Origin of the sequence: Kitasatospora sp. NPDC090308, assembly GCF_044769485.1 — a bacterium.
Taxonomy (GTDB): Bacteria; Actinomycetota; Actinomycetes; order Streptomycetales; family Streptomycetaceae; genus Kitasatospora; species Kitasatospora fiedleri.
Genome location: NZ_JBIVXY010000001.1, coordinates 675,287 through 696,540, shown reverse-complemented (window position 1 = coordinate 696,540; position 21,254 = coordinate 675,287). Strand labels below are relative to the sequence as shown.

Annotated in this window: 17 protein-coding genes, 1 tRNA gene and 1 pseudogene; 11 read left to right on the top strand and 8 right to left on the bottom strand. The window is 73.6% G+C overall.

The features are described from left to right. Nucleotides 1-479 precede the first annotated feature (479 nt). Both ACIQVD_RS03005 and ACIQVD_RS03000 read left to right on the top strand, forming a co-directional pair. Nucleotides 480-1,055, top strand: coding sequence for a TerD family protein (locus ACIQVD_RS03005; protein ID WP_111553538.1), 576 nt, complete (start codon nucleotides 480-482; stop codon nucleotides 1,053-1,055). A gap of 67 nt (nucleotides 1,056-1,122) precedes the next feature. After that, on the top strand, nucleotides 1,123-2,220 hold the full coding sequence (locus ACIQVD_RS03000) for a DUF475 domain-containing protein (protein ID WP_400686676.1): 1,098 nt from the start codon (nucleotides 1,123-1,125) through the stop codon (nucleotides 2,218-2,220). A gap of 120 nt (nucleotides 2,221-2,340) precedes the next feature. Here the strand turns inward: ACIQVD_RS03000 and ACIQVD_RS02995 are convergent, their stop codons facing one another. Then, nucleotides 2,341-3,468, bottom strand: a complete 1,128-nt coding sequence (locus ACIQVD_RS02995) for a DUF2637 domain-containing protein (protein ID WP_400686678.1) — start codon at nucleotides 3,466-3,468, stop codon at nucleotides 2,341-2,343. Between the two features lie 216 nt (nucleotides 3,469-3,684). Between ACIQVD_RS02995 and ACIQVD_RS02990 the strand changes: the two genes are divergently transcribed. Next, nucleotides 3,685-4,428 (top strand): Tellurium resistance, encoded by a 744-nt coding sequence (locus tag ACIQVD_RS02990; protein WP_199847100.1) that lies wholly within the window; start codon nucleotides 3,685-3,687, stop codon nucleotides 4,426-4,428. A 135-nt stretch (nucleotides 4,429-4,563) separates the two neighbouring features. On the opposite strand, the gene ACIQVD_RS02985 is transcribed toward ACIQVD_RS02990, so the two are convergent. After that, on the bottom strand, nucleotides 4,564-5,655 hold the full coding sequence (locus ACIQVD_RS02985) for a TerD family protein (protein WP_402285593.1): 1,092 nt from the start codon (nucleotides 5,653-5,655) through the stop codon (nucleotides 4,564-4,566). Between the two features lie 357 nt (nucleotides 5,656-6,012). Here ACIQVD_RS02985 and ACIQVD_RS02980 point away from each other — a divergent pair, with 357 nt between their 5' ends. The 3 genes and pseudogenes from ACIQVD_RS02980 (at nucleotide 6,013) to ACIQVD_RS02970 (ending at nucleotide 10,885) form a co-directional block, all read left to right on the top strand. After that, nucleotides 6,013-7,185, top strand: coding sequence for an HpcH/HpaI aldolase/citrate lyase family protein (locus tag ACIQVD_RS02980; protein ID WP_402285591.1), 1,173 nt, complete (start codon nucleotides 6,013-6,015; stop codon nucleotides 7,183-7,185). Between the two features lie 329 nt (nucleotides 7,186-7,514). After that, nucleotides 7,515-10,036, top strand: a pseudogene (locus tag ACIQVD_RS02975) (phosphoribosyltransferase). 30 nt (nucleotides 10,037-10,066) lie between these two features. Then, complete coding sequence (locus tag ACIQVD_RS02970) at nucleotides 10,067-10,885, top strand: HAD family hydrolase (protein ID WP_400686684.1); 819 nt, start codon at nucleotides 10,067-10,069, stop codon at nucleotides 10,883-10,885. A gap of 38 nt (nucleotides 10,886-10,923) precedes the next feature. Here the strand turns inward: ACIQVD_RS02970 and ACIQVD_RS02965 are convergent, their stop codons facing one another. Beyond that, the gene (locus ACIQVD_RS02965) at nucleotides 10,924-11,136 is read right to left on the bottom strand and encodes a zinc ribbon domain-containing protein (protein WP_402285588.1); all 213 of its coding nucleotides are present in this window, start codon (nucleotides 11,134-11,136) and stop codon (nucleotides 10,924-10,926) included. Between the two features lie 40 nt (nucleotides 11,137-11,176). After that, a complete protein-coding gene (locus ACIQVD_RS02960) occupies nucleotides 11,177-12,430 on the bottom strand; it encodes a hypothetical protein (protein WP_402285857.1) in 1,254 nt (417 codons plus the stop codon). A gap of 183 nt (nucleotides 12,431-12,613) precedes the next feature. Between ACIQVD_RS02960 and ACIQVD_RS02955 the strand changes: the two genes are divergently transcribed. Beyond that, nucleotides 12,614-12,685: transfer RNA gene (locus tag ACIQVD_RS02955), tRNA-Val, on the top strand. Nucleotides 12,686-12,780: 95 nt separating this feature from the next. Here the strand turns inward: ACIQVD_RS02955 and ACIQVD_RS02950 are convergent. Next, the gene (locus ACIQVD_RS02950) at nucleotides 12,781-13,134 is read right to left on the bottom strand and encodes a hypothetical protein (RefSeq protein WP_400686708.1); all 354 of its coding nucleotides are present in this window, start codon (nucleotides 13,132-13,134) and stop codon (nucleotides 12,781-12,783) included. A 146-nt stretch (nucleotides 13,135-13,280) separates the two neighbouring features. Further along, a complete protein-coding gene (locus tag ACIQVD_RS02945) occupies nucleotides 13,281-14,627 on the bottom strand; it encodes an acyltransferase (RefSeq protein ID WP_402285586.1) in 1,347 nt (448 codons plus the stop codon). A gap of 316 nt (nucleotides 14,628-14,943) precedes the next feature. Between ACIQVD_RS02945 and ACIQVD_RS02940 the strand changes: the two genes are divergently transcribed. After that, nucleotides 14,944-16,503, top strand: a complete 1,560-nt coding sequence (locus ACIQVD_RS02940) for an APC family permease (RefSeq protein WP_402285583.1) — start codon at nucleotides 14,944-14,946, stop codon at nucleotides 16,501-16,503. A 118-nt stretch (nucleotides 16,504-16,621) separates the two neighbouring features. Here the strand turns inward: ACIQVD_RS02940 and ACIQVD_RS02935 are convergent, their stop codons facing one another. Then, nucleotides 16,622-17,272 carry an NAD(P)-dependent oxidoreductase gene (locus tag ACIQVD_RS02935; protein WP_402285580.1) on the bottom strand — a complete coding sequence of 217 codons (651 nt, stop codon included), beginning with the start codon at nucleotides 17,270-17,272 and terminating at the stop codon, nucleotides 16,622-16,624. A gap of 334 nt (nucleotides 17,273-17,606) precedes the next feature. Between ACIQVD_RS02935 and gcl the strand changes: the two genes are divergently transcribed. Then, nucleotides 17,607-19,388: a glyoxylate carboligase gene (gcl, locus tag ACIQVD_RS02930; RefSeq protein WP_402285578.1), complete on the top strand. Its 1,782-nt coding sequence runs from the start codon at nucleotides 17,607-17,609 to the stop codon at nucleotides 19,386-19,388. Nucleotides 19,389-19,447: 59 nt separating this feature from the next. Here gcl and ACIQVD_RS02925 read toward each other — a convergent pair whose 3' ends face one another. Continuing rightward, nucleotides 19,448-19,600 carry a hypothetical protein gene (locus tag ACIQVD_RS02925; protein ID WP_158585394.1) on the bottom strand — a complete coding sequence of 51 codons (153 nt, stop codon included), beginning with the start codon at nucleotides 19,598-19,600 and terminating at the stop codon, nucleotides 19,448-19,450. A 99-nt stretch (nucleotides 19,601-19,699) separates the two neighbouring features. On the opposite strand from ACIQVD_RS02925, the gene ACIQVD_RS02920 reads away from it, so the two are divergent. Then, nucleotides 19,700-20,326 carry a TetR family transcriptional regulator gene (locus ACIQVD_RS02920; RefSeq protein ID WP_402285575.1) on the top strand — a complete coding sequence of 209 codons (627 nt, stop codon included), beginning with the start codon at nucleotides 19,700-19,702 and terminating at the stop codon, nucleotides 20,324-20,326. A 99-nt stretch (nucleotides 20,327-20,425) separates the two neighbouring features. Continuing rightward, a complete protein-coding gene (locus ACIQVD_RS02915; RefSeq protein ID WP_400686722.1) occupies nucleotides 20,426-21,244 on the top strand; it encodes a trypsin-like peptidase domain-containing protein in 819 nt (272 codons plus the stop codon). Nucleotides 21,245-21,254: the final 10 nt, after the last annotated feature.

The window sequence follows — 21,254 nt, the reverse complement described above, 5'->3', positions numbered from 1 at the left end:
CGCTCCGGTGCTCCCTCTGTTCGTCCGTGTGTCGTGCCGCGTGGTGCTTGGTCCGGCGGTCCCGGCAGCGTACCGGCCGGGCCCGGAGCGGCCCCCGGTCGGTCTCCGGCGGTCTCCGGCGGACTCCCGCGAGGTCTTCGCCGGGGTCCTCGCCGAGGCGTCGGGCCGGGGCGGCGGGCGGTGGGCGAGGCCGCCGGGCGGGACGGGGGAGCTTGATAGATTCGGCGGCGATCCGCACACCGACCGGGGTGCGCGCGGGGCGGTCCGAGGCCGCCGGGCGGGGCGACCGGGTCGGCGGCCGCGCGGAGTTCAGGAAGTTCAGTCGGGTGTGCAGCACTGCACGGCCGCTCGGGGGCGTAGACCTCTTGGGGTGCGTCCGCCGGACGCGCCCGCCGGACCGGCCCTCCCGGGCGGGACGGCGGCGGTCCACCGCGTGCACACCCCGGGAGCCCCGGAGACGGGAGCTGGGAGGAAGTCCGATGTCCGTCACCCTCGCCAAGGGCGGGAACGTCTCGCTCACCAAGGCCGCGCCGAACCTGACGCAGGTGCAGATCGGCCTCGGCTGGGACGCCCGGTCCACCACCGGCGCGCCCTTCGACCTGGACGCCAGCGCGCTGCTGTGCTCCAACGGCCGCGTCCTCGGCGACGAGTACTTCGTGTTCTACAACAACCTGCGCAGCCCCGAGGGCTCGGTCGAGCACCAGGGCGACAACCTCACCGGTGACGGCGACGGCGACGACGAGGTGGTGCAGGTGCACCTCGACCTGGTGCCCGTGCAGATCGACAAGGTCGTGTTCGCCGTCTCCATCTACGACGCCGACGCCCGGCTCCAGAGCTTCGGCCAGGTCTCCAACGCCTACATCCGGGTGGTCAACCTGGCGGACGGCGCCGAGATCGCCCGCTACGACCTCTCCGAGGACGCGTCCAGCGAGACCGCGATGATCTTCGGCGAGCTCTACCGCTACCAGGGCGAGTGGAAGTTCCGGGCCGTCGGCCAGGGCTACGCCTCGGGTCTGCGCGGCATCGCGCTCGACTTCGGCGTCAACGTCCAGTAATCCGGCCCACCGCAGCAGTTCAGTCCGGAATCGGTCAATTCCGGCAGCCAGAAAGGTAACCGACCCCGTGTTCCTCCGTACGTTCGGATGGTCCTTCGCCATCACGATCGCCGGCCTGATCGCCGCCGGCCTGATCTGGGGGGCCGAAGGATTCGGCGTCGTCCTGATCCTCTCGATCCTCGAGATCTCCCTGTCCTTCGACAACGCCGTCGTCAACGCCACCGTCCTGAAGCGGATGAACGCCTTCTGGCAGAAGCTGTTCCTGACGGTCGGCGTGCTGATCGCGGTCTTCGGCATGCGGCTGGTCTTCCCGCTGCTGGTCGTCGGCCTCACCGCGCACCTCAGCCCCGGCACCGTCATCGAGCTGGCGCTCGACTCCGGCAAGACCCACGACGGCCACACCTACGCCGAGTACCTCGACCTGGCCAACCCGGCCATCGCGGCCTTCGGCGGCGTCTTCCTGCTGATGATCTTCCTCGACTTCGTCTTCGAGGAGAAGGACTTCAACTGGCTGCGCTGGCTGGAGAAGCCGCTGGAGAAGATCGGCCGGCTGGACGCGCTCTCCTCGGTCGTCGCCCTGGTGGTGCTCGCCCTGTCCTCCCGCTTCTTCGCCGGTGACCGCGCCGAGACGGTGCTGCTGGCCGGTCTCTGCGGCCTCGCCACCTACCTCGCCGTCAACGGCCTCTCCGAGGTCTTCGAATCCGGCCTGGAGGAGCAGCAGGAGGCCGAGGAGCAGGCCGAGCGCAGCGGCAAGTCGATCGTCAAGGTCGGCGGCAAGGCCGCGTTCTTCCTCTTCATCTACCTGGAGGTCCTCGACGCGTCGTTCTCCTTCGACGGCGTGGTCGGCGCGTTCGCCATCTCCCAGGACATCTTCCAGATCACCCTGGGCCTGGGCATCGGCGCCATGTACATCCGGTCGCTGACCGTCTTCCTGGTCCGCAAGGGCACCCTGGACGACTACGTGTACCTGGAGCACGGCGCGCACTACGCGATCGGCGCGCTGTCGCTGATCCTGCTCGCCTCGATCAAGTACCACATCCCGGAGATCGTCACCGGCCTGATCGGCGTCGCCTTCATCGGCGCGGCGCTGGCCTCCTCGATGGTCCGCAACAAGCGCCAGCAGGCGCTGGAGGACGCGGGAGCGGGAACGGGCGCGGAGGGCTAGCGACCTCCCGCCGACGACCGTCGGTCCGCCGACGACGAGAGCCGCGCCCACCGGGGTAACGATCCCGGTGGGCGCGGCTCTTCGTACGTGCGGCGCGTGCGGCGCGTGCGGCGCGGTTGCTCAGCCGAGCTGCTGCTCGATCGCCCGGAGCTTGCGCTCCAGCGAGTCCAGCTTCGGCATCGACAGGGTGTCCTCGTCCATCGTCAGGTCGATGCTCGACGCGTACGAGGAGGAGCTGCTGCTGCTCGACGCGTAGGGGGACGACGACGAGCTGCTGCCGGTGGACTCGACGGCCGCGCGGGGGCGGCGACCGGCGTTCAGGGCGGCGGGCTCCAGGGCGGAGGCGCTGACCCGGTCGAGGGTGGTCTCCTCGGCGGCTAGGGCAGGCTCCGTTGCGGACGGGGTGTCGCCACCGGCCGCGGCCAGGGCCGGGACCTGGCGGGCGTGCCGGGCCCGGGCCAGCACGCCGCCCTGGCGGGCGATCGCCTTCAGCTCGGCCCGCTCGCGGCGGTCGGCGCTGCGGGCGCGGAGCTTGGCGTCCATCTTGGCCTGGCGCTCCTCGCGCACCTCCTCGACGGCCTCGTCCAGGCTGCGGACGTTCTCCAGCAGCATCAGCGACCAGGCCGCGTAGGTCTCGCGCGGGGCGCGCAGCCAGCGGACCACCCGGATCTGCGGCAGCGGGCGGGGCACCAGGCCCTGCTCGCGCAGCGCGGCCCGGCGGGTCTGCTTGAGCGCCCGGTCGAACAGCACGGCCGCCGAGATCGACATGCCGGCGAAGAACTGCGGGGCGCCGTCGTGCGCGCCGCCGCGCGGGGCGTGCACCCAGTTGAACCAGGCGGAGGCGATGGCGAACAGCCACACCAGCATCCGGGAGCCGAGCGCGGCGTCGCCGTGGCTGGCCTCGCGGACGGCGAGCACCGAGCAGAACATGGCCGCGCCGTCCAGACCGAACGGGACCAGGTACTCCCAGCCGCCGGACAGGTTCAGGTTCTGCTGGCCGAAACCGACCAGACCGTGGAACGACAGCGCGGCGGCCACACCGGCGCAGCAGAACAGCAGCACGTAGGAGGCGCCGCCGTAGATGGCCTCCTTGCGGCGCCGGCGCTCCTCGCTCCGCTCCCACGAGTCGCCGGAGGACTCGTCGGGCTTGTTGTTCTTGAAGCGCAGGAAGGCCACCAGGATGGCGGTGAACAGCAGGGCTGCACCGCCTACCACGGCCCAGACCAGCTGTATGGAGGAGAGGTTCATCGCGGGGAGGGCCTCGGCTTTCCGCAGGGCAGGGGGAAGAGAGGTGACGCACGGTACACCTGTGCGGAGAGACGATATCGCGTCCGGGGAGCGGGCATCGTACGGGAGTGACGAACCCTCTGCCAGCAGGGCTCGCCGGGGCGTTGACGTTGACTCAGGGCCCTCCGGGTGGGTATGGAGAGGGCGAGGAAGGTACCGGTGCTGGGGGAGGACACGATGGTCTCGGTGTGGGAGTTCCTGAAAGGGGACCGCAGCAACAACTTCGACACCGGAGGGCAGTTCAAGGTCACACTGACCAAGTCCCGGCCGCACCACGCCATCACCGGCACCGCGGCCACCACCGGCTACCTGTACATCAACCTGCACTGGTCGACCCGCAGCGCCGAGGGCCAGGGCGGGAGCGGCGCCCTGCGCCGCTTCTTCGACCCGCGCATCCTGCGCCCGCTGGCACCCGCCACCGCCGGGGTCGCGCCGGTCAGCGTCGACCTCGACCTGGCCTGCATGTACGAACTCGCCGACGGCACCCGGGGCGTGGTGCAGCCGCTCGGCCGGCTGTTCGGCGACCTGAACCGGCCGCCGTACATCAAGCTCTCCGGCGACGACGTGTCGGGCGCGCCCTCCGGCGAGACCATGCACATCAACCTGGAGAAGAAGGACCAGTTCAAGCGGCTGCTGATCTTCGTCTACATCTACGACGACACCCCGGCCTTCGACCGCACCCAGGCCGTGCTCACCATCGTCCCGCAGAGCGGCCCGCGGATCGAGATCCAGCTCGACGAGCGCGCCCCGGCGGCCCGTTCGTGCGCGGTGGTGCTGATCGAGAACGACGGGGACGGCGAGCTGACGATCCGGCGCGAGGTGCGGTACGTGCACGGGTTCCAGTCCGACCTGGACCGGCTGTACGGCTTCGGCATGCAGTGGGAGCGCGGCTACAAGACGCCGTCCGAGCCCGGGAACTGACGGCCGCGCCGGGGAGACGGCGCGAGGGCCGCGCCGGGGTCACGAGGGCCGCCCCCCGGCCGCGCCGGGGCGGCCCTGGAGCGGGTGCCGCCGGGGTGCGGCGGTCGGCCCGGCGGCCGGCCCGGCGCGGGGCGCTCAGCGCGGCTGGAACTGCGGGCCCTGCGGCGGCAGGGCGAACGGGGCGCCCGACTGCTGCTGCGGGGGCTGGGCCTGGGGCTGCTGCGGCTGTTGGGGCTGGTGCTGGGGCGGCTGGGGTTGCTGCTGGGGGTAGCCGTAGCCCTGCGGCTGGGGCTGGGGCTGCGGCGGGGGGTAGCCGTACCCCTGGGCGGCGGCCGGCTGCGGGTAGCCGTAGCCGCCGGGCTGGGCCTGGGGCTGCGGGGGCTGGGGTTGCGGGTAGCCGTAGCCCGGCTGCGGCGGGGGGTAGCCGTACCCGGCGGGCTGCGGCTGCTGCTGGACGTGGTGGACGGTCGGCGGCAGCGCGGGCGGCGGCGGGGCGGTGACCGGCGCGGCCGGGGCCGGCTCCGGAGCCGGGTCCGAGGCCGGCCGGGAGCCCGCGGCGGGCGTCGCCGGGGCGATCGTCCAGTCGTCCTCGTCGACCGGCAGCGGCGCGGGCCGCGGCTCGGCGGCCGGGCCGGGGACGCGGACGTCGCCGCTGTGGTCGGTCAGGTCGACCGCGGAGCCGCCCGGGGCGGCGTCCTCGTCCTCGACGGCGATGCCGAAGTCGGTGGCCAGCGCGACCAGTCCGTCCAGGTAGCCCTGGCCGACGGCGCGGAACTTCCAGCCGCCGGCCCGGCGGTACAGCTCGGCGGCGACCAGCGCGGTCACCTGCTCGTGCTCGTCGATCGCGAACTCGGCCAGCGCGGGCGCCCCCTCGGGCGCCGCCGCGTCGAACAGCAGCACCCGCAGCCCGGGCACCGCGGGGAAGGCGCCGCCCTCCGCCGAACCGGCCAGCACCACCCGGTCGATCTCGGGCGGCAGCTGGGCCAGGTCGATCTCCAGCGCGTCCCGCACCGTCCCGTCCGCGGCCTGCTTGGGCAGGTGCCGGACCAGGCCCGACGGGTGCCGCGGCTGGTTGTAGAACACGAAGTCGGTGTCGTCGCGGACCTTGCCCCGGTCGGTCACCAGCAGCGCCGAGGCGTCCACGTCCGGGATGCCCGGGGTGTCCGTCCACCGCAGGACGGCACGGACGGCGTCGGCCGTCAGCGGGATGTTTGCGCCCTTCGCCATCACGTGCGTCATAGCGCACCATCCTGCCGTCTGCCGGGGGCCCGGGACAACGCGGGGCGCGGCATCGGCGAGCCCCGGCGGCGGGCCCCTTCCGGGCGCTCCGGGGGCGTTCCGGGGGCGGGGCGGCGCCTGGGCTGATGACAGCGCAGACAAACTTGCGAGAATTCGATGTTTCGAACTCTTTCTCGGAGGTCATCCGCCCGTACGATGAACCGCCAACGGCTCCGGCGCTCCGCACCCCGCGACGGTGTCGGCGTTCCGGCGAACTTTCCGGCCGCGCCGACCGTCCCATGGAGGGAGAGGCGTCAGCCGTTCCCGCCGTCGGCGGGCCCCACCAGACCACAGCGGGAGAGCACTTTGCGCCACTTCGGGCATCTCGCGGACGACGTCCGCACCCGGCTCTTTCACGAGCAGCCCGCCGCTTTCGACCGCGACAGCGAGGCGTCCGTCCTCGCCACCGCGCTCGGTGCCACGCTCTACAGCCCCGCCACCCGGCCCACCCTGGCCCGCGACATCCGGAAGCAGGCCGCCCGCGGGGTGGTCTCGATGGTGCTCTGCCTGGAGGACGCGATCGCCGACCACGAGGTCGACGACGCCGAGCAGAACCTGGTCGCCCAGCTCACCGAACTGGCCGGGCAGGGCGCCGACGCCGAACTGCCGCTGCTGTTCGTCCGGGTCCGGGCCGCCGAGCAGATCACCGACCTGGCCGGCCGCCTCGGCCCCGCGCTGCGCCTGCTCAGCGGCTTCGTGGTGCCCAAGTTCACCGAGGACAGCGGCCTGCCCTTCCTGGAGGCGCTGACCGACGCCGAGGAGCGCACCGGGCAGCGGCTGTTCGTCATGCCGGTGCTCGAATCGCCCGAACTCGCCCACCTGGAGAGCCGCCGCGACCAGCTGCACGGCATCGCCCGGCTGCTCGACAAGCACCGCCCGCGGGTCCTCGCCGTCCGGCTCGGCGTCACCGACCTGTGCTCCGCGTACGGGCTGCGCCGCTCGCCCGACCTGACCGCCTACGACGTGGCCCTGGTGGCCGGCGTGATCGGCGACGTGGTCAACGTGCTCGGCCGGGCCGACGGCACCGGGTACACCGTCACCGGGCCGGTCTGGGAGTACTTCCCGCTGCACGAGCGGATGTTCAAGCCGCAGCTGCGCCGCACCCCGTTCACCGAGGCCACCCCGCCCGCCGACCGGGTCCGCCAGCGGCTGATCGAACACGACCTGGACGGGCTGATCCGGGAGATCGAACTCGACCGGGCCAACGGCCTGCTCGGCAAGACCTGCATCCACCCCAGCCACGTCGCCGCCGTGCACGCGCTGTCCGTGGTCACCCACGAGGAGCTGTGCGACGCCCGGGACATCCTGCAGCAGCACCGCGGCGGCGGCGGGGTCAGCCGCTCCGCGTACACCAACAAGATGAACGAGGCCAAGCCGCACCGGGCCTGGGCGGAGCGGGTGCTGCTGCGGGCCGAGGTGTTCGGCGTGGCCCGGCCCGAGGTCACCTTCGCGGAGCTGCTGTCGGCCTGCGTGTGCTGACCGGCGGGGTCCTCGGCGGGCGGGTCCTCGGCGGGTGGGGCCCTTGACGGGCAGGCCCTTTGACGGTGCGTCAGCCGATCGGTCGATGGCCGGGTCGGCCGTTCGGCGCGCCGGGAGTGGCCGGTCGGTGCGCGGACGCTGGCCGGTCGGATGATCCGGGGGCGGTGGCGCGCCCCGTAGGCTCGAACCCGAACCGCACAGCCGTGCGCCCGCGTCCGTCCCACTGGCACCAGCTGTACCGAGCCGCACCAGCCGTACCGTCCACACCACCCGTACCGCTTGAACCACCCGCGCCGTCCGTACCTGCCTGCCCGTCGAGAGGAGCCCCGATGACCACCGACACCGACACCACCGCCCCCGGGCCGGTCGGGGCCGACCCCTGGCCCGGCCAGTGGGTCACCGACCGGCTCGGCCTGCGCCTCACCGGCGGGCCCGAGCTGACCGGGCTGATCGGCCTCGCCCTGCGGGTCAACCCCCGGCGGGCCCACCTGCTGGTCTCCCAGGTGCTGGGCAAGCACGTCCCGCAGCGGCCCGCGGCGGTGCACGGCGCCGGGCTCGACCTCGGCCGCCGGGTCGCCGACCTGCTCGGCCCGGCGGACGCCGCGCGCGCCGTCGTGCTCGGCTACGCCGAGACCGCCACCGCCCTCGGCCACAGCGTCGCCGACGGGCTCGACGCCCCCTACCTGCACTCCACCCGGCGGCCCGTCCCCGGCGTCGCCCCGCTCGGCGGCTTCGAGGAGGAGCACTCGCACGCCACCAGCCACCTGCTGCTCCCCGAGGACCCGGGGCTGCTGGCCGGCGACGGCCCGCTGGTGCTGGTCGACGACGAGTTCTCCACCGGCACCACCGTCATCAACACCATCCGCGCCCTGCACGCCGCCCACCCGCGCGAGCGGTACGTCGCCGTCGCCCTGGTCGACCTGCGCACCCCCGCCGACCGGGCCCGGCTGCACGCCGCCGCGGCCGAGCTCGGCGCCCGCCTCGACCTGGTCGCCACCGCCGCCGGCGGCGTCGACCTGCCCGCGGACGTGCTGGACCGGGCCCGCGAGCTGATCGCCGCCGCCCCCGCGCCCCCGCCGCCCACCGGCCCGCTCGGCGAACTGACCAGGGCCGACCTGCCCTGGCCCGCCGACCTGCCCGACGGCGGCCGGCACGGCTTCACCCCCGCCCACCGCCGCCGCCTCGACGCCGCCCTGCCCGCCCTCGGCACCGCCCTCGCCGAGGCCGTCGGCCCCCGCCTCGGCCGGGTCCTGGTGCTCGGCTGCGAGGAGCTGATGTACGCCCCGCTGCGGCTCGCCGGGGCCCTCCAGCAGGCCCGGCCCGACGCCGAGGTGCGGTTCTCCACCACCACCCGCTCCCCGGTGTTCGCCCTCGACGACCCCGGCTACGCCATCCGCACCCGCCTCGCCTTCGCCGCGCACGACGACCCGGCCGACCGCTCCACCGAGCGCTACGCCTACAACGTCGCCCCCGGCGCCGACCCCGCCCGCCGCTTCGACACCGTCGTCCTGGTCGTCGACGACCCCGCCGACACCCCCGCCCTGCACCACGGCCCGGCCGCCCTGCTGCCCGCCCTGCGCACCGCCACCGACCGGGTGGTGCTCGCCGTTCTCCCGTCGTACCGCCCCGCGACACCCGCCTGACGCCCCGCTGCCCGAGCATGTCCCTTACTCGTCGAAGGCACAGCATGACCGCACACACCGTCCCGTCCCCGCCCACCGCCCGCCCGCTGCACGGCCCGGACTTCTCCAGCTACCCGGCCGCCGACGTCACCTGGCTGCTCAAGGACCTCTCCGACGTCCACCTCGAAGCGCCCACCGAGGAGCGCGAGGAGGCCGTGCAGTCCGGCGGCGCCCACTACGCCGAGTCGCTGCCCGTCGAGTACCAGCCCAGCCCCGAGTACCAGCAGCTCTTCCACACCGCGCTGGCCGCCTCCACCACCCGGCTGGCCACCGCCGTCGGTGCCGTCGCCGAGACGCTGCTGCGCGAGCGCGGCCCGCACCTGGTGCTCGCCTCGCTCGCCCGGGCCGGCACCCCCGTCGGCGTCCTGATCCGCCGCTGGCTGGCCCACGCGCACGGCCTCGACGTGCCGCACTACACCGTCTCCATCGTCCGCGGCCGCGGCATCGACCAGGTCGCCCTGCGCCACCTCGCCGCCCACCACCGCCCCGCCGACGTGGTCTTCGTCGACGGCTGGACGGGCAAGGGCGCCATCACCCGCGAGCTCGAAGAGGCCCTGGCCGGCACCGGCTTCGACCCCGAGCTCGCCGTCCTCGCCGACCCCGGCGGCTGCGTGCGCACCTACGGCACCCGGGACGACTTCCTGATCCCCTCCGCCTGCCTCAACTCCACCGTCTCCGGCCTGGTCTCCCGCACCGTGCTGCGCGCCGACCTGATCGGGCCGGACGAGTTCCACGGCGCCAAGTTCTACCGCGAGCTGGCCGGGGGCGACGTCTCCCGCCAGTTCGTCGACACCGTCGCCGCCGCCTTCCCGGCCGTCGCCGACGCCGTCGCCGCCGAGGCCGCCCGGCTCGCCGCCGCCGACCGCACCCCCACCTGGGAGGGCTGGGCCGCCGTCGAGCGGATCAGCGCCGAGTACGGCATCGACAGCGTCAACCTGGTCAAGCCGGGCGTCGGCGAGACCACCCGGGTGCTGCTGCGCCGCGTCCCCTGGCGCATCCTGGCCCGCCGCGGCGCCGGGGCCGACCTCGACCACGTCCGCCTGCTCGCCGCCCAGCGCGGCGTCCCCGTCGAGGAGACCGACGACCTGCCGTACACCTGCGTCGGCCTCATCCACCCGCGCTACACCCGCGGCGCCACCGGCGCGGACGGCACCGCCGTCCAGACCTGACCCCGCCCCCGAACGAAGGAGACCCCGCCCGTGCCGCAGTTCCTGGTCGCCAGCGACCTCGACCGCACCCTCGTCTACTCCAACCGCGCCCTCGCCCTGGACGTGCCCGACCGGCTCGCCCCACGGCTGCTGTCGGTGGAAGTGCACGACGGCAAGGCGCTCTCCTTCATGACCGAACAGGCCGCCGCGCTGCTCGCCGAGATCGCGGTCCTCGCCCCGGTCGTCCCCATCACCACCCGCACCCGCACCCAGTACGAGCGGATCAACCTCCCCGGCCCCACCGCCGACTGGACCCCGCCGTACGCGGTCTGCGCCAACGGCGGCCACCTGCTCGTCGACGGCGTCCCCGACCAGGACTGGCAGCGCGCGATCCGCGCCCGCCTCGACGCCGAGAGCGCGCCGCTGGCCCAGGTCGTCGAACACCTCGCCATCGCCGCCGACCCGGAGTGGACCCACAAGCGGCGGGTCGCCGACGAGCTCTTCGCCTACCTGGTCGTCGAACGGGCCGAGCTCCCGCCCGGCTGGATCGCCGAACTCAGCGCCTGGTGCGCCGAACGCGGCTGGAAGGTCTCCCTCCAGGGCCGCAAGGTCTACGCCGTCCCCGCCCCGCTCTCCAAGAGCGCGGCCCTCGCCGAGGTGCGCCGCCGCACCGGGGCCGAGACCGTCCTGGCGGCCGGCGACTCCCTGCTCGACGCCGAACTCCTGCTCGCCGCGGACCTCGCCTGGCGCCCCGGCCACGGCGAACTCGCCGAGACCGCGTGGACGGCGGAGGGCGTCACCGCCCTCACCGAGATCGGGGTGGGCGCGGGGGAGGAGATCCTCCGGCAGATGCTCAAGCACCTCGGCTGAGGGACCCCGCGCCCCGCGCTGTACGCACCCCGTGCGCGCTACCCGCAGCAGCCCCCGCCACAGCACCCGCCGCCGCCGCCAGCGGGGGCCGGGGCGGAGGCCGCCGCACCGGTCACGGCGACGGTGGAGAGCAGCTTGACGGTGTCGGGGTGGCCCTCCGGGCAGGTGGCCGGGTCGTTCGCCCGGGCCATCGGACGGTTGAGCTCGAAAGTGGCGCCGCAGGAGCGGCAGCGGAAGTCGTAGCGAGGCATACCGAGCAGGGTACCCAGCGGCCGGGAGTCCGACCGGGGTTCAGTGCCCGCGGATCATCGAGACCACCTCGGCCGCGGTCTCCCGGACGGCGGCCAGCTCGGTCAGGAAAAGCCAGTAGTCGGGGTGCCGGCCGGCCTCCTCCAGGGTGGCGACGGCCCGGTCGAGGCGGCCCACCGCGGCGTCCAGCGGGCCCGCGTGGCGCGGGTCCGGGGCCTGGCGGCCGGCCATCGCGAGGCGCTGGGCGTCGCGCAGCGCGAACCGGGCCCGCTCGATCTCGCGGTGCGGGTCGTGCTGGACTTCGTTGAGCTGCTGCAACCGGTCGTTGACCGCGTCGACCGCGCCCCCGGCGGTGTCGAGCAGGGCGCGCACGGTGCCGATCGCGGCCGTCGCGTCCGCCCAGCGCTGCTCGTCACGGGCCCGGCCCGCCTCGGTCAGCCTGGCGCGGGCGGTGCGGACGGCGTCGGCGGTCTGCGCGGGCACCTGCTGGAGGTCCTGCCAGCAGGCCGTCGAGAACCGGCGGCGCAGCTCGCTGAGCGCCGGGTCGACGGTGTGGGCCCGGTTCTCCAGCGCGTCGATCCGGGTCCGCAGCGAGGCCACCCGGCGGTCGATCTCGGCGGCCCGCTCCGGCAGGTGCGCGGCCTCGGTCCGGACGGCCTCGGCCCGCCGGGCCACGTCCTCGGCCCGCTGCAGGGTGGCAGGCACGCCGTGCTGCGAGACGCCCTGGTTGAGCCGGGTCAGCTCGGGCGCCAGCTCGGCCAGCCGGGCCGCCAGGTCGTCCGCGCGCAGGCCCGCGCCGCGGACCTGCTCCAGGGCGGTGGTCGCGGCGAGCAGCGCCTGCTTGGCCCGCTCGACCGCGGGCGTGACCCGGATCAGCTGGGCCTCGGCGTGGTCGAGGACCGGCTGCAGGCGGCTGACGAAGGTGCCCAGCTCGGTCCGCTTGGCGTCCAGCTCGCGCTTGGCCTGCTCCAGCTGCTGCTTGGCCCGGGAGGCCGCGCCCGGGTCGGTCTCGGGGGACTCCAGGTCGACCGCGTCCAGCGCGCTCAGGTAGGCGACGGTGACCTGGTCGATCCGGGCGGTCAGGTCGGCGAAGTCCTGCTCCACCCGACGCGCGGTGGCGGGCTCGCCCGCGGACTTCACGGTCTCCACCGCGAGCAGCGCGTCCCGCTGGGCCGAGTCCAGCTCGTAGAACGACTCCTGGGCGGCCTCCCGCGCCGCCCGGGCGTCCGCACGCACGCCGTCCCGCCGGCCACCGCCCCACCAGCCGCCCCGACCCCCGCCACCGCCGCCGGCCACCCTCACCACGTGCTCCCTGCTCCGTATCCGTCCCGCCGCTTCCCCGCCATTCTTGCCGATCACCCGCCCCGTCCGGCACCCCCCGTCCGTCTCCCCCGCCGGACAGGGGGCGGCGGAGCACCCCCCGGACCGGGTAGTCTGTCCACTCGTCGTGTGACCGGCCGCGCCGGTCCACTTCGGCGAGGGCGCATAGCTCAGCGGTAGAGCGCCGCCCTTACAAGGCGGATGTCGGCGGTTCGAAACCGTCTGCGCCCACTCTGGAGATGCAGGTCGAAGGCCCCGCCACCGAACCGGGTGGCGGGGCCTTCGGCGTGGGCGGCGCCTGGTGGCGCCCGGTGGCGCCTCGGCGGCTACCGGAACTCGTGCACCACCTGGATGTCGCCGACGAGGTGGGTGTTGAACTCGTCCAGTTCCTCGGCGGGGACCCACAGTTCGAGGATGGTCTCGCCGCCCGCCTGCCGGACGGGGTACCGGCGCAGGAACTCCGACTCGACCTCGAAGCGGGTCACGAATCCGGCGCCGTCGTGCTTGACGTTCCAGTCCCGCGCGATCCGGATCGCGTAGTCCTCGTTGAGGACCGGGTAGAAGATCGGCTGCTCGGGCAGGCGGGGCGGCCAGGCGCGCCAGCTCAGTTCGCGGACCAGTTCCAGTTCCCTGGGGCCGGTGGGTCGCCACAGGGTCGTCGTCGGACGCTCGCTGGTCATGGGGCTGCTCTCCGCACTCGGCCGGGCCGCCGGTGCGGCTCGGGGGAGACCGGACGCTACCGGTGTCACGAGCCTTCCGGCCAGCGAGTTTCGGGCCGGGCCGTCCACCGGGCGGAGGGCGGAGGACGGAGGGCGGCGGGCGCGGTTCAGAGGAGTCGGCGCGGGGCGACGGCCGGGGCGGGGTCGTCGGGGTGGCGGTGCGGGTGGAGGAGGGGGGTGGCGGTGCGGAGCCTGGCGGCGGTGCGGGTGGGGAGGACCAGGGTGTAGAGGTGGCCTTCGCCGCGCGGGCCCTCGACGAGCCATGAGGTCCAGGGGAGTTGGAGGGTCGCGGCGGGGCTGAAGGCGATCGGGCGGTGGCCGGCCAGGGGGAGGTCCTGGAGGCCGAGGCGGCACCAGCTGGAGATGGTGAGGGTGCGGCGGGCGGGGTCGAAGCCGGCCGGGACGCAGTCGGTGACGCGGTCGCGGCCGATCGTGTCGAGGAAGCGCAGGTTGCTCCGGACGCTGAGGTGCTTCTCGGTGAACTCCTCGACTGCGGTGCGCAGTTCGGCGGCGTACCGGGCGGGTGCGGTGCCGGGGCGGTAGGGCAGCCGGATCTCGCCGAGCAGGTTGCCGAGGGTGCCGTCGGGCAGGCCGAGGACGCGGCGGAGGTTGACCGGCATGGTGAGTGTCTGCTCCTCGTCGCCCGCGCCGTCGAGTTCGCGCAGGACGTGCAGCAGGTGGGCGCAGAGCGCGTCGTTGGCGGAGAGGCGGCGGCCGGCCTCGGTGCTGTACGCGGTGCGCAGGCGGTTGGTCTCGGCGGGGGAGAACCAGACCTGCACGGTGCGGTTGGCGAGCGGGGCGCCGGCGATGGCGCGGCGCAGTTCGGCGGCCTCGGCGGGGTCGGGCAGCCGCAGGGCGGGGGTGCCGCAGTCCTCGGCGGGGAGGTGGGCGTCGAGCTGGAGGTCCCGGTCGGGCGCGCGGAGGACCTCGGGGAGGGCGGTGCCCTCGGTGCACGCGGACCAGGTGCGCATCAGCAGGGCGAAGGTCTGCATGTCGCCGACGGCGTGGTGCCAGGAGACGCCGAGCGCGGCGGCGCCGTCGGCGAGCCGGTTGAGGCGGACGGTGAGCAGCGGCAGCGGTTCGCGGCGGGCCTGGCCGGCCCGGACGTGGTCGACCAGGCCGTTGGCGGGCAGGACCATCCGGTCGAGGGCCTCGGTGAGGGTGTAGGGGGCGTCGGCGACGGTGAAGGGGACGCCGGAGTCGTCGGGGTCGATCCAGAGGCCGCCGCCGTCGTCGGTGCGCAGCCGGCCGGCGAACTCGGGGAGGTGGCCGAGGGCGCGGGCGAGGCCGTCGGCGAGGGCGTCGGGGTCGAGCGGCCGGTCGTGGAAGAAGACCACGGAGACGGGCAGGTCGGCGAGCAGCAGGTCGCCGACGGAGCAGCGGACGGGCCCGGGGCCGGGGCGGCCGGCCCGGACGGTGCGGATCTCGGTGTCGGACGTCAGCGTGCCGGTCATGCCGGTCCCCTCCCTGGAGTGACGGGGGAACGATAGGGGCCCGCGGGCGGCGGAAACCAGAGGTGCCCGAACGGTCGGTTCCGCTTCGCACGGGTATGTGGCGTTTCTCATACTCATGACCGAAAAGGCGGAAACGGGGTGGGGTGCGGTTTTCGTCCCCGGTCGAGCACGGGCTCGGAAGGCCGAAACGAAGGCGATAAGCACTCGAAGATCATGTAATCAACGGAAACAAACCCTATCATCGCGATGAAACCAAGGCGATCTCCCGGCTTCCGCCTCGGCCTACTGCGGAAACAGTGGGGGTTACGGTTCCGGCATGGTTCAGCTCCACAACCGCCCGAGCCCTGGCGCCGACGCCGCCGCCAGTGCCCCCGGGGGCGTCCGCTCCAAGGGCCTCGACAGCAACTCGGTGGGCCTGCTCGGCAACGCGGTGATCGGCGTGTCCACCGTGGCCCCGGTGTACTGCCTGACCACCACCCTGGGCACCACCGTGGCCGCCGTCGGCCTCCAGATGCCGGCCCTCTTCCTGGCCGGCTTCCTGCCGATGATGCTGGTGGCCTTCGCCTACCGGGAGCTGAACAAGGCGATCCCGGACAGCGGCACCTCGTTCACCTGGACGGTCAAGGCGTTCGGCCCCAAGGTCGGCTGGATGTGCGGCTGGGGCCTGGTGATCGCCACCATCATCGTGCTGTCCAACCTGGCGGGCGTCGCCACCGAGTACCTGTACCTGCTGCTGGGCGAGATCACCCGCAGCGACTCGGTGGCCGCGCTCAACGACGACAAGCTGATCCACGTGGTCACCTGCCTGGCCCTGATCGCGGTCGCCACCCTGATCAGCTACCGCGGCATGACCGCCACCAAGGGCGTCCAGTACGCCCTGGTCGGGCTCCAACTGGCGGTCCTCGCCCTGTTCGGCGTGATGGCGATCGCCAAGGCCACCGGCCACGGCGCGGCCGGCTCGCTGGACTTCTCCTGGAGCTGGCTCGACCCGTTCCGGGCCGGCTCGTTCACCTCCTTCGTGGCGGGCCTGTCGCTCTCGCTCTTCATGTACTGGGGCTGGGACGCCTGCCTGAGCGCCAACGAGGAGACCGGCGGCAGCGAGAAGACCCCCGGCCGGGCCGCGATGCTCGCCATGGCGGTGCTGGTCGGCTCCTACCTGTTCACCGCCGTCGCGGTGCAGATGTACGCGGGCACCGGCACCACCGGCACCGGCCTGGGCAACCCGGAGACCTCCTCCAACGTGCTCGCCGTGCTGGCCGGCCCGGTGATGGGCACCGGCCTGGGCGTGCTGCTGTTCGTCGCGGTGCTGGCCTCCGCCTCCGCGAGCCTGCAGACCACCTTCATCCCGGTCAGCCGCACCGTGCTGGCGATGAGCGTGTACGAGGCGCTGCCCGCCTCCTTCACCACCGTCAACGAGCGCCACAAGACCCCCGGCCGGGCGATCGTCACCGCGGGCGTCGGCACCGGCGTGTTCTACACCGTGATGACCCTGGTCAGCTCGCACGTGCTGGCCGACACCATCGCCGCGCTGACCCTGATGATCTGCTTCTACTACTCGCTGACCGCGTTCGCCTGCGCCTGGTACTTCCGCCGCGACCTGCGGGCCTCGGTCCGCGACGCGCTGCTCAAGTGCGTCTTCCCGCTGATCGGCGGGCTCACCCTGGCCGCGATCTTCGCCAAGTCGCTGGTCGACATGGCCGACCCCTCGTACGGCAGCGGCAGTTCGGTGTTCGGCGTCGGCTCGGTCTTCGTGGTCGGGGCCGGGCTGCTGGCCCTCGGGCTGGTGGTGATGGCCGTCATGATGCGCCGCAGCCCGGCGTTCTTCCGCGGCGAGGTGCTCACCCGGGACACCCCCGCCCTGGTCATCCCCGACTGAGCCGGGGAGAGCGCGGAGGGCCCCGGAACGCGTTCCGGGGCCCTCCGGCGTACTCCGATCCGGGGCGCCGTACCCGAATCCGGCGCCCGGCCCAGCGCGCGGTGCGCGGCGCGCCCGGTCAGTACGCGACGGTGAAGCGCTCGCCGAGGTGCTTCGGGTGCTCGACCTCGTCCAGCAGCGCCACCGCGTAGTCCTCGGTGGAGATCCGGCTCTCGCCGTCGGCGCCGACCAGCAGGTCCTCCAGGCCCTCGCGGTAGCCGCCGGTGCGCTCGCCGGGGGCGATGGTGCCGGCCGGGGAGAGGTTGGTCCAGCGCAGGTCGGTGACGGTGCGCAGGTAGTCGAGCGCGTCGCCGTGGGCGTGCATGATCTGCAGCAGGAACTCCGGCAGGCCCTCGGCGTCCCAGACCCGCTTGCCGTCGGGGGTGCGCAGCGAGCCCGCGCCGCCCACCGTGACCAGCCGCGGCGCGTCGGCGCCCAGCGTGCGCAGCCCCGCCACCAGCGACTCGAAGGACGGCGCGATCAGCGCCTGGTGGCCCGGCCCGTCGCCGCCGCCGACCGCGCTGACCACCACGTCGGCACCCTTGGCGTGCTCGGCCACCGAGGCCGGGTCGAGCACGTCGCCGACCGCCACGGTCAGCGCCGGGTGGGCGGCGGTCAGCTTGGCGGGGTCGCGGACCACGGCGGTCACGGTGTGGCCGCGGCGCAGCGCCTCGTCCAGCACGCGGGAGCCGATGGTGCCGGTGGCGCCGTACAGGGTGATGGTGCTCATCGCGGGGGTGTCTCCTCTGGTGGGTCTGCTGTGGATCGCCGAGGCCGCCGGGTCCGCCGGGTCCGCCGGGTCCGCAGTGGGCCCGCCGCTTGGCGTTTTCCGTCGACAGCACGACCGTACGGGCGTTCCGGGCAGGTGGGCGAGGTGCCGGGCCGACAGGGCCTGGTGAAAAACGGACAGCCGGTGGCGGCGGGGGAGCGGCCCCGGGACGCGACTCTGCAACGGTTTGTTGAAACGCACCTTGACGACCCCGGCGCGGCCGCCTTAGCTTGCTTTCGCATCCCAAAACTATTCTTCCGCATCGCGGAAGAAGCGTCGACGGCAGGAGTAGCCGATGCCCCGCATGACAGCCGCCCGCGCGGCCGTGGAGATCCTCAAGCTCGAAGGCGTCGAGGTGGCGTTCGGTGTGCCCGGCGCCGCGATCAACCCCTTCTACGCCGCGCTCAAGGCGGCCGGCGGCATCCGGCACACCCTGGCCCGGCACGTCGAGGGCGCCTCCCACATGGCCGAGGGCTACACCCGGGCGAAGGCGGGCAACATCGGCGTCTGCGTCGGGACGTCCGGCCCGGCCGGCACCGACATGATCACCGGCCTGTACTCGGCCACCGCCGACTCGATCCCGATCCTGTGCATCACCGGCCAGGCGCCGGTCGCCCGGCTGCACAAGGAGGACTTCCAGGCCGTCGACATCGCCTCGATCGCCAAGCCGGTCACCAAGGCCGCCACCACCGTGCTGGAGGCCGCGCAGGTCCCCGGGGTGTTCCAGCAGGCGTTCCACCTGATGCGCTCCGGGCGGCCCGGGCCGGTCCTGGTCGACCTGCCGATCGACGTCCAGCTCACCGAGATCGAGTTCGACCCCGAGGCGTACCAGCCGCTGCCGGTCTACAAGCCCGCCGCCAACCGGACCCAGATCGAGAAGGCGATCGCGCTGCTCCAGGAGTCCGAGCGGCCGCTGATCGTGGCCGGCGGCGGCGTCGTCAACGCCGACGCGGCCGAACTGCTGCTGGAGTTCGCCGAGTTGACCGGCGTCCCGGTGGTGCCCACGCTGATGGGCTGGGGCGTCGTCCCGGACGACCACGGGCTCAACGCGGGCATGGTCGGCCTGCAGACCTCGCACCGCTACGGCAACGAGAACTTCCTCGCCTCCGACTTCGTGCTCGGCATCGGCAACCGCTGGGCCAACCGCCACACCGGCGGCCTGGACGTCTACACCGCGGGCCGGAAGTTCGTCCACATCGACGTCGAGCCCACCCAGCTCGGCCGGATCTTCCCGCCCGAGCTGGGCATCGCCTCCGACGCGGGGGCCGCGCTGGTGCTGCTGCTGGAGGTGGCCCGCGAGCTGGCCGCCGCCGGGGAGCTGAAGGACCGCCGGGAGTGGGCCGCGAGCACCCAGCGGCGGCGGGCCGAGCTCCAGCGCAGGACCCACTTCGACGACGTGCCGCTCAAGCCGCAGCGGGTCTACGAGGAGATGAACCGGGCCTTCGGCCCCGAGACCCGGTACGTCACCACCATCGGGCTCTCGCAGATCGCCGGCGCGCAGCTGCTGCACGTCTACCGGCCCCGGCACTGGATCAACTGCGGCCAGGCCGGACCGCTCGGCTGGACCGTCCCGGCCGCCCTCGGCGTCGCCACCGCCGACCCGGAGGGGCAGGTGGTCGCGCTCTCCGGCGACTACGACTTCCAGTTCATGATCGAGGAGTTGGCGGTCGGCGCGCAGCACCGCATCCCGTACGTCCACGTGCTGGTCAACAACGCCTACCTCGGGCTGATCCGGCAGGCGCAGCGCACCTTCGACATCGACTTCCAGGTCAAGCTGGAGTTCGAGAACATCAACGCCCCCGAGCTGGGCGTCTACGGCGTCGACCACGTCCGGGTGGTCGAGGGCCTGGGCTGCAAGGCGATCCGGGTCACCCGGCCCGAGGAACTGCTGCCCGCGTTCGAGCGGGCGAAGAAGCTGGCCGCGGAGTTCCGCGTCCCGGTGGTGGTCGAGGCGGTCCTGGAGCGGGTCACCAACATCTCGATGGCCGCCGCGGACATCGACAAGGTCGTGGAGTGGGAGGAGCTGGCCACCGCGCCCGGCGACGCCCCGACCGCGATCAGGCCGCTGGCGGTGTGACCCCGGGCCGGGCCGGGCCTCTCGCCGGCGGCCCGCCCCCTCACCGGCGGCCCGCCCCCTCATCGGCGGGTCGGCCGCCCGGTGCCGCGGTGGTGCTTGCCGAACAGGGCCCACGCGGCACCTGCGGCGAGGGCGGCCAGCAGGACCGGGACGGAGAGGTGGGTGATGGCCCAGGCGATCAGGGCCAGCGCGATCAGGGCGACGAGCAGCATGGCGGCACCTCCGCTTTCGGTGAACGAGTGTTCGCTGATTGCCGTTCCGTACTCTACGGGGGCTGGCCAAATTCGGCAAACGACTGTTTACTGAACGCCGTGACGACGCACTCCGCCCCCGGTGTCCGCCAGGCTCGGAAGCAGGCCAGCCGCCGCGCCCTGCTGGACGCCGCCCTCGGCCTGCTGGCGGAGCAGAACCTGAGCGGCCTGGGGGTGCGCGAGGTGACCCGGGCCGCCGGCCTCTCGCCGGCCGGCTTCTACCGGCACTTCGCGGACCTCGCGGAGCTCGGCGTGGTGCTGGTGGAGGAGTCGCTGGCCAACCTGCACGGGATGATCCGGGCGGTGTTCGCGGGCCGCGGCGAGGCCGAGCTGCTGATCGACCGCTCGGTCGAGGTGATCGCCGCGCACGTGGCGGCGCACCCCGCGTACATCCGGTTCCTGGCCCGCGAGCGGCACGGCGGGGTGAAGCCCGTACGGGACGCCGTCGCGGCCGAACTGGACCGGTTCGCCGAGGAGTTGGCGGCCCTGCTGGCCGTCCAGCCGGACACTGCCGACTGGTCGGCGCGGGACCGCCGGATGCTGGCGGAGCTGTACGTGGACCGGATGGTCTCCACCGCGCTGGCCCTGGTCGAGGCGGGCCCGGAGGAGCGGGCGGCGATCGCGCGGACGGTGCGCACCCAGCTGCGGCTGATCAACCTGGGGAGCCGTCACTGGACGGCGGACTGACGGCCCGTCAGGGGCGGGTGCACTCTTGACACAGTGTCATGGGCGCGCCAATTTAGGGGAACCCCAGTGGTACCCCCACACCCCCTGAGAGGCACCCTCATGAAGAAGCCGCTCACCGGCGCGCTCTGCGCGCTCGTGCTCGCCGGGGCCACCGCCCTGGTCAACGCCGCCCCCGCGTCCGCCGCCACCGTCAACTTCGCCGGGACGGTCGCGCTCAGCAACTGCTCCGGCTCGCTGGTGCGGATGCCCAACTCGGTGGACAGCGACCCCGGGCTGATCCTCACCAACGGGCACTGCCTGGAGAGCGGCATGCCCGCGGCCGGCCAGGTGATCACCAACCAGTCGTCCAGCCGCAGCTTCACCCTGCTCAGCTCCAGCGGCGGCAACCTCGGCACCGTCAAGGCCAACCGGGTCCTCTACTCGACGATGACCGACACCGACGTCACCCTCTACCGGCTGAGCAGCAGCTACGCCACGATCAGGAACACCTACGGGATATCCCCGCTGACCATGGCCACCGCCCACCCGGTGGCCGGCAGCGCGATCAAGGTGGTCTCCGGCTACTGGAAGAAGATCTACTCCTGCAGCGTGGACGGCTTCGCGTACCGGCTCAAGGAGTCCAGCTGGACCTTCAAGGACTCGGTCCGCTACACCTCCGGCTGCAACATCATCGGCGGCACCTCCGGCTCGCCGGTGGTCGACGCCGGCAGCGGCCAGGTCGTCGCCGTGAACAACACGATCAACGAGGACGGCCAGCGCTGCACCCTGGACAACCCCTGCGAGGTCGACCAGAACGGCACCGTGACCATCCACCAGGGCATCGGCTACGCCCAGGAGACCTACACCATCCCCAACTGCTTCGCCCCGGGCAACGTGCTCGACCTGACCCGGTCCGGCTGCGTGCTGCCCCGCCCGTAGGCCCGCAGCC

Excerpts from the sequence above, each read along its gene's own strand:
- ACIQVD_RS03005 (WP_111553538.1), top strand. The coding sequence starts at position 480 with ATGTCCGTCACCCTCGCCAAGGGCGGGAACGTCTCGCTCACCAAGGCC.
- ACIQVD_RS02995 (WP_400686678.1), bottom strand. The coding sequence starts at position 3,468 with ATGAACCTCTCCTCCATACAGCTGGTCTGGGCCGTGGTAGGCGGTGCA.
- ACIQVD_RS02990 (WP_199847100.1), top strand. The coding sequence starts at position 3,685 with ATGGTCTCGGTGTGGGAGTTCCTGAAAGGGGACCGCAGCAACAACTTC.
- ACIQVD_RS02985 (WP_402285593.1), bottom strand. The coding sequence starts at position 5,655 with ATGGCGAAGGGCGCAAACATCCCGCTGACGGCCGACGCCGTCCGTGCC.
- ACIQVD_RS02965 (WP_402285588.1), bottom strand. The coding sequence starts at position 11,136 with ATGCCTCGCTACGACTTCCGCTGCCGCTCCTGCGGCGCCACTTTCGAG.
- ACIQVD_RS02950 (WP_400686708.1), bottom strand. The coding sequence starts at position 13,134 with ATGACCAGCGAGCGTCCGACGACGACCCTGTGGCGACCCACCGGCCCC.
- ACIQVD_RS02945 (WP_402285586.1), bottom strand. The coding sequence starts at position 14,627 with ATGACCGGCACGCTGACGTCCGACACCGAGATCCGCACCGTCCGGGCC.
- ACIQVD_RS02940 (WP_402285583.1), top strand. The coding sequence starts at position 14,944 with ATGGTTCAGCTCCACAACCGCCCGAGCCCTGGCGCCGACGCCGCCGCC.
- ACIQVD_RS02935 (WP_402285580.1), bottom strand. The coding sequence starts at position 17,272 with ATGAGCACCATCACCCTGTACGGCGCCACCGGCACCATCGGCTCCCGC.
- gcl (WP_402285578.1), top strand. The coding sequence starts at position 17,607 with ATGCCCCGCATGACAGCCGCCCGCGCGGCCGTGGAGATCCTCAAGCTC.
- ACIQVD_RS02925 (WP_158585394.1), bottom strand. The coding sequence starts at position 19,600 with ATGCTGCTCGTCGCCCTGATCGCGCTGGCCCTGATCGCCTGGGCCATC.
- ACIQVD_RS02915 (WP_400686722.1), top strand. The coding sequence starts at position 20,426 with ATGAAGAAGCCGCTCACCGGCGCGCTCTGCGCGCTCGTGCTCGCCGGG.